This is a genomic window from Pontibacter sp. HSC-14F20 (assembly GCF_019599265.1).
Lineage (GTDB): Bacteria > Bacteroidota > Bacteroidia > Cytophagales > Hymenobacteraceae > Pontibacter.
On record NZ_JAHZTC010000014.1, the window covers coordinates 27,864 to 45,532 of the forward strand.

The 17,669-nt window shown below is 47.1% G+C and carries 18 protein-coding genes; 8 read left to right on the plus strand and 10 right to left on the minus strand.

All coding sequences use genetic code 11. From position 1 onward, the window contains the following. Positions 1-118 precede the first annotated feature (118 nt). Both K3G39_RS14010 and gpmI read right to left on the minus strand, forming a co-directional pair. A complete protein-coding gene (locus K3G39_RS14010) occupies positions 119-694 on the minus strand; it encodes a hypothetical protein (RefSeq protein ID WP_220626802.1) in 576 nt (191 codons plus the stop codon). Position 695: 1 nt separating this feature from the next. Further along, positions 696-2,228: a 2,3-bisphosphoglycerate-independent phosphoglycerate mutase gene (gpmI, locus tag K3G39_RS14015; RefSeq protein WP_220626803.1), complete on the minus strand. Its 1,533-nt coding sequence runs from the start codon at positions 2,226-2,228 to the stop codon at positions 696-698. 308 nt (positions 2,229-2,536) lie between these two features. On the opposite strand from gpmI, the gene K3G39_RS14020 reads away from it, so the two are divergent. From K3G39_RS14020 to K3G39_RS14045, 6 genes are all read left to right on the plus strand, one after another. Next, positions 2,537-2,959 (plus strand): DUF4783 domain-containing protein, encoded by a 423-nt coding sequence (locus K3G39_RS14020; RefSeq protein WP_220626804.1) that lies wholly within the window; start codon positions 2,537-2,539, stop codon positions 2,957-2,959. A gap of 66 nt (positions 2,960-3,025) precedes the next feature. Then, positions 3,026-3,883, plus strand: coding sequence for a carboxylating nicotinate-nucleotide diphosphorylase (gene nadC, locus K3G39_RS14025; RefSeq protein WP_220626805.1), 858 nt, complete (start codon positions 3,026-3,028; stop codon positions 3,881-3,883). Between the two features lie 50 nt (positions 3,884-3,933). Next, complete coding sequence (locus tag K3G39_RS14030; protein ID WP_255594355.1) at positions 3,934-4,515, plus strand: hypothetical protein; 582 nt, start codon at positions 3,934-3,936, stop codon at positions 4,513-4,515. A 101-nt stretch (positions 4,516-4,616) separates the two neighbouring features. Then, entirely contained in the window at positions 4,617-4,913 is a 297-nt protein-coding gene (locus K3G39_RS14035) for a hypothetical protein (RefSeq protein ID WP_220626806.1), read from the plus strand. A 161-nt stretch (positions 4,914-5,074) separates the two neighbouring features. After that, on the plus strand, positions 5,075-5,809 hold the full coding sequence (locus K3G39_RS14040) for a bifunctional 2-polyprenyl-6-hydroxyphenol methylase/3-demethylubiquinol 3-O-methyltransferase UbiG (protein WP_220626807.1): 735 nt from the start codon (positions 5,075-5,077) through the stop codon (positions 5,807-5,809). Positions 5,810-5,815: 6 nt separating this feature from the next. Next, entirely contained in the window at positions 5,816-6,571 is a 756-nt protein-coding gene (locus K3G39_RS14045; protein WP_220626808.1) for a ZIP family metal transporter, read from the plus strand. Positions 6,572-6,723: 152 nt separating this feature from the next. On the opposite strand, the gene K3G39_RS14050 is transcribed toward K3G39_RS14045, so the two are convergent. From K3G39_RS14050 to K3G39_RS14075, 6 genes are all read right to left on the minus strand, one after another. After that, positions 6,724-7,089, minus strand: coding sequence for a hypothetical protein (locus K3G39_RS14050; RefSeq protein ID WP_220626809.1), 366 nt, complete (start codon positions 7,087-7,089; stop codon positions 6,724-6,726). Between the two features lie 118 nt (positions 7,090-7,207). Next, on the minus strand, positions 7,208-7,612 hold the full coding sequence (locus K3G39_RS14055; RefSeq protein ID WP_220626810.1) for a septal ring lytic transglycosylase RlpA family protein: 405 nt from the start codon (positions 7,610-7,612) through the stop codon (positions 7,208-7,210). 27 nt (positions 7,613-7,639) lie between these two features. After that, on the minus strand, positions 7,640-8,338 hold the full coding sequence (locus K3G39_RS14060; RefSeq protein WP_220626811.1) for an alpha/beta fold hydrolase: 699 nt from the start codon (positions 8,336-8,338) through the stop codon (positions 7,640-7,642). Positions 8,339-8,346: 8 nt separating this feature from the next. Continuing rightward, positions 8,347-9,096: a hypothetical protein gene (locus K3G39_RS14065; protein WP_220626812.1), complete on the minus strand. Its 750-nt coding sequence runs from the start codon at positions 9,094-9,096 to the stop codon at positions 8,347-8,349. A 42-nt stretch (positions 9,097-9,138) separates the two neighbouring features. Continuing rightward, entirely contained in the window at positions 9,139-9,444 is a 306-nt protein-coding gene (locus K3G39_RS14070) for a hypothetical protein (protein ID WP_220626813.1), read from the minus strand. Between the two features lie 883 nt (positions 9,445-10,327). Continuing rightward, positions 10,328-10,714, minus strand: a complete 387-nt coding sequence (locus tag K3G39_RS14075; RefSeq protein ID WP_255594356.1) for an Hsp20/alpha crystallin family protein — start codon at positions 10,712-10,714, stop codon at positions 10,328-10,330. Between the two features lie 469 nt (positions 10,715-11,183). On the opposite strand from K3G39_RS14075, the gene K3G39_RS14080 reads away from it, so the two are divergent. Further along, entirely contained in the window at positions 11,184-12,824 is a 1,641-nt protein-coding gene (locus K3G39_RS14080; RefSeq protein ID WP_220626815.1) for a T9SS type A sorting domain-containing protein, read from the plus strand. Positions 12,825-13,464: 640 nt separating this feature from the next. After that, positions 13,465-13,896, plus strand: coding sequence for an STAS/SEC14 domain-containing protein (locus tag K3G39_RS14085; protein ID WP_220626878.1), 432 nt, complete (start codon positions 13,465-13,467; stop codon positions 13,894-13,896). Between the two features lie 538 nt (positions 13,897-14,434). On the opposite strand, the gene K3G39_RS14090 is transcribed toward K3G39_RS14085, so the two are convergent. Continuing rightward, entirely contained in the window at positions 14,435-15,040 is a 606-nt protein-coding gene (locus K3G39_RS14090; RefSeq protein ID WP_220626816.1) for a hypothetical protein, read from the minus strand. A 94-nt stretch (positions 15,041-15,134) separates the two neighbouring features. After that, positions 15,135-17,513, minus strand: coding sequence for a ribonucleoside-diphosphate reductase subunit alpha (locus tag K3G39_RS14095; protein ID WP_220626817.1), 2,379 nt, complete (start codon positions 17,511-17,513; stop codon positions 15,135-15,137). Between the last annotated feature and the right edge of the window lie 156 nt (positions 17,514-17,669).

Below are 17,669 nucleotides of genomic sequence, written 5' to 3' on the forward strand. Positions count from 1 at the left end.
CAAATCAAACAGGCATCGAAGCCCACAAGCACAGATAAAGTGCATGGCTTGAGTGGCTTAGTAGAGCAAGATACACAATTTTCGCCCTTAAAAAAGAAATCAGGTATAAGGGGGCCGCTTATAAGTTGGCATCAACGCGGTAGCGGAGGGAATCTCCGAATAGAAGCTTTTGCACGCCCTCCACCCGATAGCCGGATAAATTTCCTGAGACCGGGTCTGCATTAAGGCTGATGTTTCTTTTAGAGTAGAACAGCAGGTTCTCTTCCAACACTACCGCTTCGAGGCGTTCCAGCTTCTGGGAAGGCGAAACGGTGAGCTGCAGGCGATCAACAGGGGCGGCCGCTTCGGCATCTTTCGTGAAAATACTTACTGTACTGCCATTGGGCAAGGTATGGCGCTCTTCTATGTAAAAGTCGCGTAGGGCAGGGCGGCTCAAATCCACTTCCTGAAAAATGGCCAGCTCTTTTTCCCAGTCCAGCTCCTCCATCTGCGCGGTTTCTGTTGGCTGCCCTTTTGTGATAACCGACTTTAGCACCGGCGGCTGTTCCTGTTGCAGGCGGGTCGTTTGCTCCTGCAGGTAGCCAGTGAGGTCATAGATAGGCGCTTTGTCAGCTGCAAGTGGCGGAGTAGGCCGCTCACAAGCCGTGAGTCCCCACAGCAGGGCAAATAGTCCGATGATGCGGTAGCTGCTCAACTTACTGTTCTTTCTGAAGAAGTGATTCGCCTGTCATCTCCAGCGGCTGCGCTATACCCATCAGCTCCAGAATAGTTGGGGCAATGTCGCCCAACTTACCTGGCTTCAGGGTGCCCATATAGTCGTTGCTAACCAGTACGCAGGGTACCAGGTTGGTGGTATGGGCGGTGTTCGGCGTACCGTCCGGATTGATCATGTAGTCCGCGTTGCCATGGTCAGCTATCACGATCACATCATAATTGCTCTCCAGGGCAGTTTGTATTACTGCTTCAGCGCAACGGTCTACTGCTTCGCAGGCTTTCACTGCGGCTTCAAATACGCCGGTATGGCCCACCATGTCGGGGTTAGCGAAGTTGAGGCAGATAAAGTCGGCAGTTTGTTGCTGAAGCTCCGGCACGATGGCGTCACGGATGTCGTAGGCGCTCATCTCAGGCTGCAGGTCGTATGTGGCTACCTTCGGTGATGGGCACAGCAGACGCTTCTCACCATCAAACGGCACTTCGCGACCACCCGAAAAGAAGAACGTTACGTGCGGGTATTTCTCCGTTTCGGCAATGCGAATCTGTCTGCGACCAGCTTTGGCTACTACTTCACCAAGGGTATTATTCAGGTTGTCTTTATCAAAAATGGCCTCCACGCCCACAAAAGTATCGTCGTAATTGGTCAGGGTAGTGTATCGAAGGTTGAGCTTGTGCATGTTCTGCTCCGGGAAGTCCTGCTGCGTAAGCGCCTGCGTAATCTCGCGGCCACGGTCGGTACGGAAGTTGAAGCAGATCACCACATCGCCGTCTTTAATCGTGGCAATAGGCTGCTGCTCGTTGTTTACTTTTACAATCGGCTGGATGAACTCGTCCGTGACACCGGCATTATAAGAGTCCAGCACAGATTTGATGAGATTCTGCGATGGCGTACCCTGGCCGTGCGCCAGCAGGTCGTAAGCGAGTTTTACACGCTCCCAGCGGTTGTCGCGGTCCATGGCGTAGTAGCGCCCGATCACCGAAGCAATAGTGCCAGTTGTGTTTTCAAGGTGTTGCTCCAGGTCGTTGATGTACTTCACGCCTCCTTTGGGGTCCGTGTCCCGGCCATCCATAAAAGCGTGTATGTATACCTTGTCCAGGCCATAGTCGAAGGCAGTGGTGCAGAGCGCCTTGAGGTGCTCGATATGGGAGTGAACGCCACCATCTGAAAGCAGGCCGATCAGGTGCACGTCTTTCTTGTTTTCTTTGGCAAAGCTATAGGCCCCTGCCAGCGCCGGCATAGAAGCCAGCTTATGCTCCGCAATGGATTTGTTGATGCGCACCAGGTCTTGGTACACTACCCGGCCAGCGCCCAGGTTCATGTGGCCAACTTCCGAGTTGCCCATTTGCCCCTCCGGAAGCCCCACAGCTTCGCCTGATGCCTGCAGTGTGGTGTGCTGGTAAGCCTGTACAATATGATCGTAGAAGGGCGTATGCGCCTTGTGAATAGCTGAAACCTCTGGGTTGGTGGCAATTCCCCAACCATCCAGAATCATGAGCATTACCTTTTTGTCCATGGTGCAAATATAAGATAATCTGTGGTGCCTTATCCGCCTAAATAGCTGATTTGTGCTTTGGTTATGGGAAGCCTGCCCGGAAATGCTTAAATTGTAACAAATGCCGGCAAAGGTGCCTCGCGCCAACTCGCGAAGCCCCATGCTATTGCCTCAGATCCAGGGTATAGTGGTTGTTTATGTAACGGCAGGTATATTTACACCGTTACATCGGCATATATTGATAATTCCTGTTATATTTAGGTACTTGCTTACGACTTTTGTTGGCATAGTTTTAGCTGATAGAGAGGACGAGATTACTTACACACCTTATGAAGAATTTTAAAAACATTGCTGTCGTATTTTTCCTGGCTTTTGTCACCACATTATTCACTACCAATCAGGCCGTGGCCCAGAAAGATGTGTTTAATGGCGTGGAGGCAGCTTTGCGGGCAGGTTCAGCCAAAGATCTGGCCAAGCACTTCGACAGCAAGGTAAGTCTGTCGTTTGCCGACGAGAAAGCTACGGACTACAGCAAGACCCAGGCAGAGTTTGTAATGAAGAACTTCTTCAGCAAAAACCCTCCTACCGGTTTCGCTTACAACTTCCCGACTCCGAGTGAGTCTGTAAGAAAAGACAAGCGCTATGTGATCGGAACCTATACCCATCGCAACGGTTCTTACACTACTTTGATCCGTGTGAAGGACGCAGGAGGCAAGTTTCTGATCCATTCCATCGATTTTATAAAAGATTAAGAAGATAATAGTGAGATTTTTAGCAAGGCTCGGGTTATATACCGGGCCTTTTTTTATTTTTGCACCGTGAAAGCATCATACCTGACAGAAAAAAGCATAGCCGAGTTTATATCCCAGGCCCTGACCGAGGATGTAGGCGATGGCGACCACTCGTCGCTGGCTTCTATTCCGAACGATGCCCAGAACCAGGCAAGACTGCTGGTGAAGGGTGACGGCATACTGGCTGGCGTGGAGCTGGCTGGTTATATCTTTAAGCAAGTAGACACTGACCTGCAGGTAGAAGTACTGTTGCAGGATGGCGCCAAAGTGAAATTTGGTGACGTAGCCCTCACCGTAAAAGGGAAGGCACAATCCATCCTGACGGCTGAGCGACTGGTGCTGAACTGCATGCAGCGTATGAGCGGTATCGCGACCTATACCCACTATCTGAACACCCTGATTGCCGGCACCAAAGCCAGGCTGCTGGATACACGCAAGACCACGCCGAACTTCCGCATTATGGAGAAATGGGCTGTGCTGATTGGCGGCGGTGTGAACCATCGCTTTGGCCTGTTCGACATGATCATCCTGAAAGACAACCACGTGGACTATGCCGGAGGTATACGCGAAGCCATAGAAGCCACACAACGCTACCTCAAGCAGAAAGGCAAAGACCTGCGCATTGAGGTGGAGACCCGTAACCTGGAGGAAGTGAAGCAAGCCCTCGAGACTGGCGGCATTCACCGCATCATGCTCGATAACATGACGCCGGAGATGATGCGCGAAGCAGTAACCCTTATCGGAGGCCGCTTCGAAACTGAGGCATCAGGTGGTATCACGGAAGCAACTATTGCAGAAGTTGCCAAATGTGGTGTCGATTTTATTTCGGTAGGTGCCCTCACGCACTCTATCAAGAGCATGGACCTGAGCCTGAAGGCTTATTAATTGAACTTATACTTGCCCTATAGCGGGCAGAAGCTTACTTTCTATTTTTTATGCAACAAAATCAACGTTACCGGATGCAGTCAAGCGCTGCTCCGAATGCCATTCGCACCAAAAAGTACCAACTGGAGAAAAACACTTTTACAGGTATAGCTCTGGCCAAGGTATGGCGCAAAGACTGGTGGATGGCCCTTATTCCGCTGGTGCTGTTTCTGCTGCCGGCTGTGTTTAGTTTCTCATGGTGGTGGGTAGCAGGTGCCATTTTGGTTACGCTTATCTTTGTGCTGCTCCGTTCCGCACAGGTAATGGGCGTGACGCAGATGGAGCAGGGCAATCCGCTGTTCGAGAAACTGAGCTACGAGATCGACTCCCGCCAGATTCTGCTGAAACGTAACGAGCGTGAAGGTATGGCCCTGACCTGGGACATGATCGGTTCGGCGGAGCGTAAAGGAGAGTCGTACCTGCTGTGGCTGAAGCCTCCTACGGCTGCCCAGCTGCCGGGCGGCTGGAAAGGCTGGCTGGCCAAAAACTTCCAGGCGCCGGTGTTTGTGATGCTGCCTTTCCGTATCTTCAACAATCCAAACGACCTGAAACTGTTGGAGTCGATGCTACGCCGTAAAGAGCTGATCGCTTAATTGTTTATAAACCAGGCCTGTATACCTGTCGTAATAATGGATTTGCTACTGCGCTGTGTAGTAGTGCTTTAAAACAAAGACCTATAACTTATAAAATAGAGATGAATAAGAACGTACTTGCAGTATTCGCCGCAGTTTGTGGCTTGTTTATGATTTCATGTGACACGCCGAAAGATGATAGACCAAGCGCTAAGGCCTCTGTTGACTATGTGCAGCCAGGCGCTCGCAGCACCAACAATGTATCTGACATGGGCGGCGAAGTGCATACGGCTCAAAGTCCTTCACACGGAACTGATAAGATCATGCCTGCCCACGATACAGGTGGAAACACTATTCAGCCGGGCGATAGCGTTCGTGGATCTGAAGTAACAACTGAGGCTGGCGCAGACAAGCTTTAATTCACTGCTTAAGCTCATAAAATGAAGTCTGCCGTTGCTGCGCATTGCAGTGGCGGCAGGCTTTTTTATGAGTTGCTATACCTGTCTACGCTGACTGCGTATACCCATGTTCCGAAAATAAAAGAGTATATTTGCATCCTTATCGCAATTGCGCAACTCCTATGGCCCAACAGGAAGAGTGGTTCAGCACTTGGTTTGACTCCCCTTATTATCATATCCTTTACAGCAACCGCGATGATCGTGATGCCCGGCTGTTCATGGATAACCTGCTGGCCTACCTTCACCCAAAGCCTCAGTACAAAATCCTGGACCTTGCCTGCGGCAAAGGCCGCCACTCCCTCTACCTGAACCAGCTTGGCTACGATGTAACAGGTATAGACCTGTCGGAGAAAAGCATTGCCTATGCCCGCCAGTACGAGAACGAGCGGCTAAGTTTTGATGTGCACGATATGCGGGAGGTATACAAGCCTGAAACCTTCGATTTTGTGCTGAATCTGTTCACCAGCTTTGGCTACTTTGAGACCGAAACCGAAAATGTGGTGGCCCTGAGAGCCGCTGCCGCCAACCTGAAGCACGGAGGCAAACTGGTTATCGACTTTATGAACACCGACCGTACCATTGAGCGTTTGGTATCGCGTGAGCAAAAAGAGGTACAGGGCATTTTATTTGATATCGGCCGAAAAGTGGAAAACGATTTCATTGTGAAGACCATTCGCTTTAAGGACAAAGGCCGGAATTATTGCTTCGAAGAACGTGTGCGGGCATTGCGGCAGGAGAATTTTATGGAGTACTTCCGTATCGCTCAGTTGCGCGAGGTCGAGATTTTCGGGGATTACAAGCTGCATGCTTTTGATCCGGGAAAAAGTGAGCGAATCATTTTCGTGCTAAAAAAGTAACGCGGTATGATCATAGCTATACTTGTGCTCTTCTTCACGGTGGTGCTGTCCAGCTTCCTCGTAAAGGTATTCCCGCCAGACAATAGCCGTTGGCTCAAAATGGCGCTGGCTTTCAGTGGGGCATACCTGTTCACCATTACAATCGTGCACCTGCTCCCTGACGTGCTCATCGGCAACACAAGCCCGCATCGTGTCGGTTACTGGGTGCTGGCTGGCTTCTTTTTGCAGCTGGTGCTGGAGCTTTTCTCGCATGGTGTTGAACACGGGCACATGCACACCAGCCATCAGGGGCACGCGCATGCAGGCTCTATGCCTTTTCTGCTGCTGGGCTCACTCTTCATTCATTCCTTTCTGGAGGGTAGTATATTGGTAGAAGGCAGCGTTCGGCATGGAGGACATCATCATGCAGGGGAGAACTTTTATGCGGTATTATTAGGTATAGCCATACACCACGTACCGGCTGCTTTTGCCCTTATGTCTGTGTTGATGTCACGCATTGGCTCTTTCCGGAAAGCCTTTTTGTGGCTCCTCATATTTGCCATCGGCGCGCCACTAGGTATACTGGTAAGCAACTACATCATAAAAGATAATATTGGCGGTGAGTTGGTATTTACTGCGCTTACGGGCCTAGTAGCTGGTAACTTCCTGCACATTTCCACCACCATCCTCTTCGAAACAAGCCCCGATCACCGCTTCAACCGCAACAAGTTGCTGGCAACTCTTTTCGGGCTGGGACTGGCGCTGCTCACAGATCTGGCCTAAGTAACAGGTATAGCACCGTAGTAAATGCAGGCCTGTACCTTGTTCTGAGTGGTTATAATGTCCTCTGATTTAGCTTTAACAGGTATAAAGCCGGCTAAAAACAAAAAAGGCTGATCTATATCAGCCTGCCTTTAGTAAAGTAATAAGGGAAATTACATGATAGTGGAAAGCAGCGTGGCCGCAAGTGCTTTCAGGGCCAATACGATTGTGCTCGATTTCACTGTAAGGTCAGATGACTCTTCCTCCTCTGATCTGGAAGATAAGTCTTTAAAGAAGGAAAGCGGGCTCTCGAGCACATCAGCGTCTAAAACTGATTTCTCCTTTTTAGGAGCAAGAGGCTTTATTTCGTCTGTTAATGGTAATGGATTAGTGTTAGCCTCGGGCGCTACAATTGTGGTTGCTTCCGGTGTGGTGTTCCCATTGTTCAGATCGGCAGCATTAGGTGTAGTAGTTACACCAAGCATCAAGATTGTTGCCAGACTAGCCGTTACCGAAAGGGATTTCCACTTTTTAAGCATGCTCAAAATTATCATTTAAAATGCATCATTCCAAACAATTAATAGGAATATTTGCAGACTTGTCTGAAATTTAAAGTGAAAGCAATTTCGGAGGTGGTCAGTGTCTAAATAGCGTGTGTTAGCGTGTCGGACCGGGTTTCACGACTTTCACCTCAACTGGTACTATACCTGCGCTGATGTAGTCGAGCCGTTTGGCTGCCGCCTCACTCAAATCTATAACACGTCCCTTCACAAAAGGCCCCCGGTCGGTAATACTTACCTTAACTGATTTTTTCGTCTGCAGATTGGTGACCTTTACTTTCGTGCCGAAAGGAAGGGTGCGGTGCGCGGCTGTAAGCTTCCTGCGATTATAGGCTTCCCCATTCGCCATCTTACGGCCATGCAGTTTGTTGCTGTAGTAGGATGCCTTTCCTGCCTCGGTATAGCCCCGCTGCCCCATGGCTGGTTTCGAACTGGTGCAGGCACCTGCACTGAATAAGGTAAAAGCAATTAGCAAAGTGCCACAGAAGTGTTGTAAGCGCATAAGTACTGGTACAGGTATGGTTTCAATTTAAACGGAGGCTTCACCAAAGAATTGCCTTATCTCGTGCTGCAGCTGGCTTAGGTTGACCTTTTCCAGGGGATGGTGCGTGTCAGGAAACACTTGTAGGCTGGCATTGGGCAAGTGCTGATAAGCCCAGGCAGTTTCCTGCAGACTGACCATATTGTCGCGGTCGCCGACACTAACGCGGACAGGCACAGGTATACGCGACAGGTTTTCTTCTGTAAGCGGTGGATGACTGCCCAGGTGTTGCATCATGTCGGCTGTTCGGCGCATCACGTCCTGCCAATTGGTAGGCTGGTGGCGCTCAGCTAATATAGCCGCAAAGGCAGGCACTTTTTCCTGTACTTTCTCCGGTTGCAGCATTTTCACTTCTTTCGCTGCCGTGTCGGGGCTCCAGGCAAATTTAGTAGCTAATGTAAAGATACGGCCTACCCTATCCGGGTGCCGGAGCGCCAGGTATAGTGCCACATAGCCTCCCATGCTATACCCAAATATATTAACCTTCTGCAGTTGGTGCTGGTCAAGGTAGTGAAGCACATCCTCTGCAAACCGTTCTATACGGAAGGGTTCCTCAGATAATATGCCACCTCCATGTCCCCGAATACTCAGGGTATGCACGGTAAAGTCTGCTTCGAGCAACTGCTGAAGGGGATACAGGGTGCTGGCTGCGCCTAAGGCGCCATGGAGAAGGAGCAGATCGGGCATTAGATACCTTATTGTTTTACCTGGTAGTTATAGACGTCAACCGCCTGTGTCAGCTTGTCTTTGCGGAAAAGCTGGATGACCAGCGGCACGACTATAAGTCCGGCCCCGGCGTATACGGCCGGCGATATGTTAACGGAGTTCGGGTTAGTAGAGCTCTGGGAAGACGACAGCAGGCCGTACGTAAGCAAACCCGCACCCGCTATACCTACTACTGTCGAGATAGTCTTCTCGCGCTTATGACGCTGGATCAGCACCATGCTAGAGGCGTTGTCAGCAAGGGCCTGCTCCAGGTTCTGCTGGTTGAAAGTCATAAGTGGGCCGTTGTCTTTGGAGAAGAAGTAAATGCGTCGTCGGCTGGTACGAGGCATGCCATATCCGTATGGGTGATACCCCATGGAAGCATAATCAATGGTGGTCGTGAAGAACTTGGAAACACGCGGACCCTCCATGATGCGCTTGGCAAAAGAGTCGAAACGTTTGCCGGCGGCCACTCTGGCAAAGTAACCATCGTTGTTCTGGTATACATCCACCAGCTCAGGAGCATACTTTAGGGTGTCGTCTACTAAAAAGAAATCCTGTTTAAAGAGAGGTGACTTGTATTGTACCCGGTTGCCGTACACCACCTGGCCATTGCGCAGCTGTATAAAGTGACGGCCCTTCTGGCGTTGCGGCTGGTAGTTTTCCTGAGAGTATTCCTGCGCTTGCAGACCAAAGCTTAGCAGCAAGCAGGCAAAAAGTGCAAAGATTGTCTTGTTCATGTAGAAGGGTAATTTCAGCTAAATTTAGAAATAGGCTTAGGTTCAGAAAATAACCGCGAGCATCACGATCATGCCGGCCAGCGCCAGGTATACCCAGCTCATCAGCTGGCCTCTATGCTTACTGGGCACAATATTGCTCACTAATACAACGGCTATCAATACGCATAATATATACAATAGTATAAAAGTAACGGCTTTCACCCAATTTGGCACTATCGTATTCTCTGCCTGGTACTGGTTATCCATACCCATACCCGACACCAGATAGCGAAGCAGGAAGAACACCACTACTTCAAAGACTATAAAGAAAAACAGACCATAAAGCCTGTTGCGTTTTTGCTCTGCCATGTTGCCGGATCATACTGTAGTTCATAACAGCCATCAAGCCAATTTCTTGCCTTGATATACCTGCTAGTATCTTGAGTCAAAACCTGATAAAAGTTATATCGTGTTTGGTGCTCAAATTTGAGTAAACACTTCTTCACTTAAATATAGTAATAGGAAGCTGATTTTTCACCAGAAGTATAATTTTTCAGAACTGTTCGTATACCTTACTTAATAGGCTAAGCGGCCTTCGTTTATATTATCAGTAAGGTATATATGAGCCTTGGCATGTTGTTTGCTTTTCATTATTAGGCACATATATAGATATTATTACGATTCAGATTGTGCACGTGTGCCTAATTAGTGCAATTTATGGTAAGATAAAAAGAATATGGTTGCACATCTGTAATAATATGAAACAATTTAAGTGGAGAAACCCGTTAAAATACCAGATGAATGTAGGGATATGAGGTTATTGAAGAATATTAAATTAAACAATCACTATTTTAACTACGGTGATAAGACACGTAAGATCTTTAGCATTGGCTATGAAGATCTCACAACGCTTATCTATTATCAAGATAACAACAATAACTATACGTTAGTAATATCGAAAGAAGATGATCCGCCGCTGATAGTAGAAAAAAAGATATCGCGCGCAGAAGCGTTCAGATTAATGAATACCCGGCCCTAAAGCCGGGTATTTTTATTTACAGGATATTATGAGGAAGTGGAATAAATATTACAGAATTGCTTTTTGGGGAGCAATTGTAACTTTTATAGCCCAAGTAATCGTCACTGTAGCAGTAGACCCATATCTAGCGGCAGTTTTCACCCCTTTTTATGCTGTGTGGGGTATTACAGCTGTGGTAGGTTGGCGCCACGAACATCCACGCCGATAATAAGCTTAGATCTGTTTGATATCAATCTGGCGAGGATGGAGCGCAGCATCATGATAGGGTAGTTTCACCCGAAGTTCACCATCCTTGTAAATGGCCTCAATACGGCTTAAATCAACCTGTGGTGGCAACGTGAAGATGCGGTTAAACATAGGCACTGCCATTTGGGGATTTTCATGACTTTGCAGCACAGAAAATATTGTGAGCTGATTTTGATGCAATACCACCTTAAACGACTCCGGATTAACGCCAGCTGCCCACACATTAATCACAGCACTTTTCTTTTTCTTTCTAATCTCAGTATATGTCTCACTAACTCCACCACCTACTGTGTTCAATAGATCGATCTGGTGAGCAATTGATCTTAAAAACTCTTTATCTTTTATAATTTTCATCTCTTTCTCCTCTAAGTTTTCAAAGATTAATGATGCAAAACAGGTGCCAACAGAGTTTGGTGTCAAATTGGCTGGTAAATTCCATTAAAAGCGTCCTGGTTATGTCAAAATGGCCTTAATATATAAGTTTATAGATATATTATAAGATTGGCTTTGGTAAAAGAGGAGTATAAGTGTAAATAATTGGTACAATTAAAGAGCAAGATCAAAGGGGAATTTAGTCCCAATCCGGTGCAATTATTCCCATACAGGGAATTGCTGTGATTTGTTTCTGGTAATAAGACAAATTAGTAGTTGTACTCGCGCAAATTTATCTTTTGTTGGGTTTTCTGTAGGCAGCTGTCTTTCATGCTGTTGCAGCTACCGATCAAGACAGGGTTTCTTGATTATTTGTACTCTACTCAAAACAAATAGCTTTAAAGTAAGCTGGCATACTTCTTTCATATATAGTGGCATAAGCAATTAAGCCATGAAACACATTTACATTTTAATTTTCGCCCTACTATTTTCAAGTGCCTCTGCTTTCGGGCAGAGTGTGATTCTGTACGGACCTAACAATTTTAATGATAACACGGGCATTTCTTTGCCTGCTCCAGCACGTGGTACTGTCGCTATAACAGGAAGCCAATTGCGAGCAGTTGGTGAGAATGGCAACCAGCAATCCAGAGGTTTTGAAGGTTATGTAGTGATCAGTGCTCGACAGTTTAACTTAAGAGCTGGGTACACTTATATGGTGAGCTTTGAAGCCCGAATTTCCTCTAATAATAACAACTCCCCAAGTAGTGTAGCTGTGGTAAGAGGCGGAAGTCAGGCAAGTGCTGGAAGCGGCTCGAGTACTCCGTTAAATTCTGTTAGTGTGATAAATACTGGTACAACTTTAAATTTGTATACTATCAGCTTCACCGTTTCGCAAAATATACCTAATCAGTTTCTGGCTTTGCATGTAATGGATATTGAATCAAATAACGCTGAGTTATACATTGATGACTTGTCTATAACTGAGGTATGTATTGCTCCTAATGCACCTGCTGTAGTTAATGGGAGCCGCTGTGGCGCAGGTACTGTAAACATATCTGCTACAGGAGTTCCTGCAGGTGGAAAATATCGTCTATATGGCAACAGCACGGGAGGAAATTTTTTGGCTGAATCGACCAACGGTACATTCGTATCACCAATCATATATTCCTCCACTACTTATTACATAAGTGCTGTAAATGCAAATGGCTGCGAAAGTGCACGTGTGCCTGCAGCCGCAACTATAAATACGGGGCTAATTGCAAACACCGAGTTTGTTAAGCAAAGCTATGAAGCAGGTAAACCGGGCATAATTAAAGTTAACTCCGACATTATCGACAGAGGACACGCGGTGAGCATAAAGTGGCAATCAGTAAACGTAATTACCGGAGTGATTACTGAGCTAGGAGTTACAGAGGCACCCGGAGCTTCTCCTGCCTCACTCCCAGTTGCATCAATGCCTGGTGGCGACACGTATTTTCAGGCTACAATTCTGCCTATTGCTTCTGTATGCTACCATGAGTCATCCCTCTTTGTAACCTCTCAGGAAATTATCTCGCTCCCTGTAGAACTTGTTTCTTTCAAAGGCCAATCTACTAACGACGGAACTCAGCTTAACTGGAAGACTGCTTCTGAACGAGATAACAAAGGCTTTGAAGTAGAAGTGTCTGCTGATGGTAAGAACTTCAGGAAAATAGCTTTTGTGGAAAGTAGAGTAGGTACTACTTCACTCGCGCAGAATTATAGCTTTCTGGATACAAAGTCCGCGGCCGGCACTAACTATTACCGCTTGAAGCAAGTTGACTTTGATGGTGCATTTGAGTATTCTAAAACTATAGTTGTAAACCTGACGCTGGCCTCTGCATCTACTGTTTATCCTACCTTGGCCACAAGTGATATCACTGTAAGATTAGCTCCTTCTGATGGACAGGTAACAATTGCTGTGGCTGATATGGCCGGAAAGCAGTTGTTGGCAGTTCAAAATCCTTCAGAGCGCCAGGTAGTGTTGCCGGTGCAGCAACTGCAGCAAGGTGTTTACTTCGTGACAGTGATCTCTGGTACAGGAAAAGAAGTATTCCGTTTCGTGAAGCGTTAATTAACGCTATACCTATACCTGGTAAAGAGGCTGGTCCACAGGGCTGGTCTCTTTTATTTTGTGAGGAAAACGTACCACTCTAGGCAAGGTATACCAAAGTCTCCGGCTAAGTGTAGACAACCAGGCATGTGCAGAATTTAAATATTATTATTTTTTAAAAGGTTATGTCTTAAAACAGATACAGAGCTAAAGTGCAATTCTAAGTATTGCTCGTATGCAGTTACCAAGTATATTTGCAACACAGGTGCAGATGAAAGGATAGCCTGATGATGATTTCTCATTTTCGGACGACATAGTAGTGATCCCTTATGATAAGTCAGCAGATGGACACAGCTGTTGGAGTAGCTTTTTAAATAGTTCGGAATCCCGGCAGGCGGTGGAAACTTGTCTTATTTAGATGGATGAGTATAAACTACTGTGCTGGCTTGGCGATAAAGCACAATAAGAGCTATCTGACAAGCTTATCAGGATAGGTTTGTGCAGGATGCTATACCCAGGCTTATAAATGGCAGGCTTCGCTGCAGTAACCATTCCTTGTGTAGCATAAAGCTTAGCTTTAGTGACCTCACATTTTCACTTAAAGCCACGGCCGCTCCGAATCTTATTTACAACACTATTTACCTGAGAGGAAATTCTCTTGATGCAAGTTTACTTTCAAAACAGCTTTGTCAAGCTTTCATATGACAAACACCTAAAGCTAGGCAAAGCAGAATGGCGCGGTCGCCTGCATGGCGCTGAGCTCAGAGAAGCATATCTGCTTTGCCATGAATTGATCAACCGCTTTTCATTAGTAAGGTGGCTGGCTGATGACCGTTTAATGGGCACCATATCGCCTGCTGACCTAAAATGGAGCTTAGAGGTACATGTCCCGAGAATGGCTAAAAGTCACTTAAAGCGATTAGCTCGTATACCTTCGAAATTTGAAGTGAATCGGGAGGCCGTAGGGGTGATGATTAACAAAGGATATACGTTTGATGTTCCTTTAGAAATCCGGGATTTTGAAGATGAAAATGAGGCCATGGATTGGTTGCTGGAGCCTGCTCAGGTGTCAGCTACTGCCAGCTCTTGTTAGTCCTTTTTTAAACTTAATTTATTGTGAAGCCGCTGATCTTTGTCAGTGGCTTTTTGTTTTTAATGGGTGGTCGTGTGACTGATTACTACCTTTCTGGATCTAGCTGGAAGGAGAGCAGCTTTGAGATGTAGGTGAAAGGGGCTTAGTTGAGGTTGAGGATACTACGCCTTATGGTACCTTGGTCTGGGATGCCAATATATGATTTGGCTTAAAAGACCTCGCGGGTCGTAAAGACACCGCGAGATCTGTGGGATGTTATTGTTGCTTAATTTAGAAGGAGTAATCAGGCCTCAGTTTGTATTTTAGAATTTGCTTATAGAGTTTAGCTTTCAACAAGTCTCCATAGAGTGGTCAATAACATTGAAAAGCCACCTATTGCAGCTACAATCTTTTTAATCTTGCCATAATTGTCTCCAGCAAATAGAATAATACTAAAGAGACTTATGCCATATATCTCCCGAAGTGAAGCATTAACTTTTAGGCTCTTTTCTCCTGCAGCTTTCATTATTAAGCCTATTGCTTCAGCTTTACTCTGGCTTTATTCCATGATAGCCTGATAATTCTTTGCTGAGAATGCGTTAGCTTCTTCAGCACCCAATAGCATCCCTTTAAAAGGAATATTATTGCGTTTTGCTAAATTAAGGAGTTTGCTATTACAGGTATCTACTTCAAAGTTATGGCCATAAAGTTTCCTAAGTAACACATCTAAATTATAACACTGCTGAGCCCTTACTTTTGGGGCTGACCTTTTCGTGAGGAATTTATACCTAATACTTAATGCATCGAAGCCATACTTTGAGTTCTTCATGTTCCAATGAACCCATATACAGCCATGATTATTATTTACAAACTTATAAAACCTGTGTAGTAGTGATCGCTCAGATGCGTCTAGATCATTCTCTGATAGCCTCTTACAATTGTAACTTTTCAATTGGGCCTCGACATGTATATTGAAAGAGTTTTGTTCTCTTGTTGCTACGTTATAGATAGAAATTGATGTTACTCTTGGCCTACTGCTTTTAGATCTGTTGAAGCACTCACAAGAGTAATGTATTGAAAATACATCACCCTTGTTCCCTAATATATAGTTAGCTTCTTTAAGTCCTTTGCTTCTTTCTTTAGAGCGTGAGGATGTGAACATCATTATTTGTTTATTAATGCTTATTTATTCATAACATAGGATAAACGAGTATCGAATAAAAAAGAAGGAGGACACTAAGTCCTCCTTCTTCAGTTATTTATGATCCGCAAGCTTCGCAAGCGTCTGGGTTATCCAGTGAGCAGCTCATGTCGCTGCGATTCTGGTCCTGGTTGTAAACTGGCTCCAGGGTTTCAGCGGCTTGTTTCTCTACCGTGAACTTGATGGCGTCTACAGCGGCTTTAGTGCGCAGGTAGTACATACCTGTCTTTAGGCCCTTCTTCCAGGCGTGGAAGTGCATTGAGGTCAGCTTACCGAAGTTCACGTTCATTACGTGCAGGTTCAGTGACTGGCTCTGGCAGATGTAAGCACCACGGTCAGCACTCATATCGATTACGGTACGCTGGCTGATCTCCCATACTGTCTTATACAGGTCTTTGATGTTCTGCGGGATGTTGGGGATGTCCTGCACCGAGCCGTTGGCTGCGATAATGGCGTTCTTCATCTTATCATTCCACAGACCCAGGCCAATCAGGTCTTTGAGCAGGTGCTTGTTCACCACCATGAACTCGCCTGAAAGCACGCGGCGCACATAGATGTTAGAAGTATAAGGTTCAAACGATTCGTTGTTGCCCAGGATCTGTGCAGTAGAGGCAGTAGGCATTGGAGCCAGCAACAGAGAGTTACGCACACCGTGCTTCACTACTTCCTGACGCAGCTCTTCCCAATCCCAGCGGCCGCTGTCTGGTGTTACGCCCCACATATCAAACTGGAATTTACCCTCTGAAAGTGGAGAACCTTTAAACGTCTCGTAAGCTCCGTTCTTCTTGGCCAGATCTTTAGAAGCCGTCATGGCGGCGAAGTAGATCGTCTCGAAGATATCCTTGTTCAGGCCTTTGGCTTCGTCGCTTTCAAACGGCATACGCAGTGCAATGAAGGTATCGGCAAGTCCCTGCACACCCAATCCGATCGGACGGTGGCGCATGTTGGAATTGCGGGCTTCAGGTACCGGGTAGTAATTAATGTCGATCACCTTGTTCAGGTTCATCGTCACGTGGTAGGTCACATCAAACAGCTTCTGGTGGTCAAACACCTTGTGGCCACTCTCCTCTTTCACGTAGCGAGGCAGTGCCAGCGAAGCCAGGTTACACACCGCTACTTCATCCTGACTGGTATACTCCATGATCTCGGTGCAGAGGTTGGAGCTCTTGATTGTACCCAGGTTCTGTTGGTTGCTCTTGCTGTTAGCCGCATCCTTATAGAGCATGTACGGCGTACCTGTCTCGATCTGAGACTCCAGTACGGCAAACCACAGATCCTGTGCTTTCACCGTCTTGCGGGCACGGCCTTCGCGCTCGTACTTCTCGTACAGGCGCTCAAAGTCCTGTCCCCAGGTGTCGCCCAGGCCAGGTGCTTCGTTCGGGCAGAACAGGCTCCAGTCTCCGTTTTGCTCCACACGCTTCATGAACAGGTCTGGCGTCCAGAGGGCGTAGAACAGGTCGCGGGCGCGGTTTTCTTCTTTGCCGTGGTTCTTTTTCAGGTCCAGGAACTCAAAGATATCGGCATGCCATGGCTCCAGGTATATGGCGAAAGCGCCTTTGCGCTTGCCACCACCCTGGTCCACGTAGCGGGCAGTGTCGTTAAACACCTTCAGCATAGGTATAATACCGTTGCTTGTACCGTTGGTGCCTTTGATATAAGAGCCTGTTGCACGCACGTTGTGGATGCTAAGGCCGATACCACCGGCGCTCTGCGAGATCTGCGCGCATTGCTTCAGCGTATCGTAGATGCCTGGTATGCTGTCGTCCTGCATGGTGAGCAGGAAGCATGAGGACAGCTGCGGCTTTGGGGTGCCGGCATTGAATAATGTTGGTGTGGCGTGCGTAAACCACTTCTCAGACATGAGATTATAAGTCTCGATGGCAGATTCGATGTCCTCCTTATGGATACCCACGGCCACACGCATCAACATATGCTGGGGGCGCTCCACGATCTTGCCATCAAGGCGAAGCAGGTATGAGCGCTCCAGCGTTTTGTATCCAAAATAATCGTAGTTGTAGTCCCGGTCGTAGATGATGGTCGAGTCCAGCGTAGCAGCGTGCTTGCGGATGATCTCATACACATCTTTGGCCAATAGAGAAGCGTTTTCACCCGTTTTTGGATCCTCGTAGGTATAGAGACGCTTCATGGTGTTGGAGAACGACTTGCTCGTTACCTTATGCAGGCTCGAAATGGCTACACGCGCAGCCAGCACCGCATAGTCGGGGTGCTTGGTGGTGAGCGATGCAGCAGTTTCAGCCGCCAGGTTGTCCAGCTCAATGGTTGTTACGCCGTCGTAGATGCCGTCAATTACTTTCTTGGCTACCTCAATCGGCGACACATAGTCCATGTTCAGACCATAGCACAGCTTCTCGATGCGTGCGGTAATTTTATCGAATTTGACGGATTCGCGTCTGCCGTCTCGTTTAACTACTAACATAGCGTATACATTTAGCGGGAGTCAAAAGCCCGGGTTTTTTATAAGGTATAGGTATAAGAGAGCCGCTACCGATGCAGCGGGTTGATACATGTTAATATTTTCATAGGGAAATACGCATGACTATACGTAATCCGTTGAAATACTATAGTTTAAAAG

Coding starts and splice junctions, on each gene's coding strand:
- gpmI (WP_220626803.1), bottom strand. CDS start 2,228: ATGGACAAAAAGGTAATGCTCATGATTCTGGATGGTTGGGGAATTGCC.
- K3G39_RS14020 (WP_220626804.1), top strand. CDS start 2,537: ATGAAGAATTTTAAAAACATTGCTGTCGTATTTTTCCTGGCTTTTGTC.
- K3G39_RS14030 (WP_255594355.1), top strand. CDS start 3,934: ATGCAACAAAATCAACGTTACCGGATGCAGTCAAGCGCTGCTCCGAAT.
- K3G39_RS14035 (WP_220626806.1), top strand. CDS start 4,617: ATGAATAAGAACGTACTTGCAGTATTCGCCGCAGTTTGTGGCTTGTTT.
- K3G39_RS14040 (WP_220626807.1), top strand. CDS start 5,075: ATGGCCCAACAGGAAGAGTGGTTCAGCACTTGGTTTGACTCCCCTTAT.
- K3G39_RS14045 (WP_220626808.1), top strand. CDS start 5,816: ATGATCATAGCTATACTTGTGCTCTTCTTCACGGTGGTGCTGTCCAGC.
- K3G39_RS14050 (WP_220626809.1), bottom strand. CDS start 7,089: ATGCTTAAAAAGTGGAAATCCCTTTCGGTAACGGCTAGTCTGGCAACA.
- K3G39_RS14055 (WP_220626810.1), bottom strand. CDS start 7,612: ATGCGCTTACAACACTTCTGTGGCACTTTGCTAATTGCTTTTACCTTA.
- K3G39_RS14060 (WP_220626811.1), bottom strand. CDS start 8,338: ATGCCCGATCTGCTCCTTCTCCATGGCGCCTTAGGCGCAGCCAGCACC.
- K3G39_RS14065 (WP_220626812.1), bottom strand. CDS start 9,096: ATGAACAAGACAATCTTTGCACTTTTTGCCTGCTTGCTGCTAAGCTTT.
- K3G39_RS14070 (WP_220626813.1), bottom strand. CDS start 9,444: ATGGCAGAGCAAAAACGCAACAGGCTTTATGGTCTGTTTTTCTTTATA.
- K3G39_RS14075 (WP_255594356.1), bottom strand. CDS start 10,714: ATGAAAATTATAAAAGATAAAGAGTTTTTAAGATCAATTGCTCACCAG.
- K3G39_RS14080 (WP_220626815.1), top strand. CDS start 11,184: ATGAAACACATTTACATTTTAATTTTCGCCCTACTATTTTCAAGTGCC.
- K3G39_RS14085 (WP_220626878.1), top strand. CDS start 13,465: ATGCAAGTTTACTTTCAAAACAGCTTTGTCAAGCTTTCATATGACAAA.
- K3G39_RS14090 (WP_220626816.1), bottom strand. CDS start 15,040: ATGATGTTCACATCCTCACGCTCTAAAGAAAGAAGCAAAGGACTTAAA.
- K3G39_RS14095 (WP_220626817.1), bottom strand. CDS start 17,513: ATGTTAGTAGTTAAACGAGACGGCAGACGCGAATCCGTCAAATTCGAT.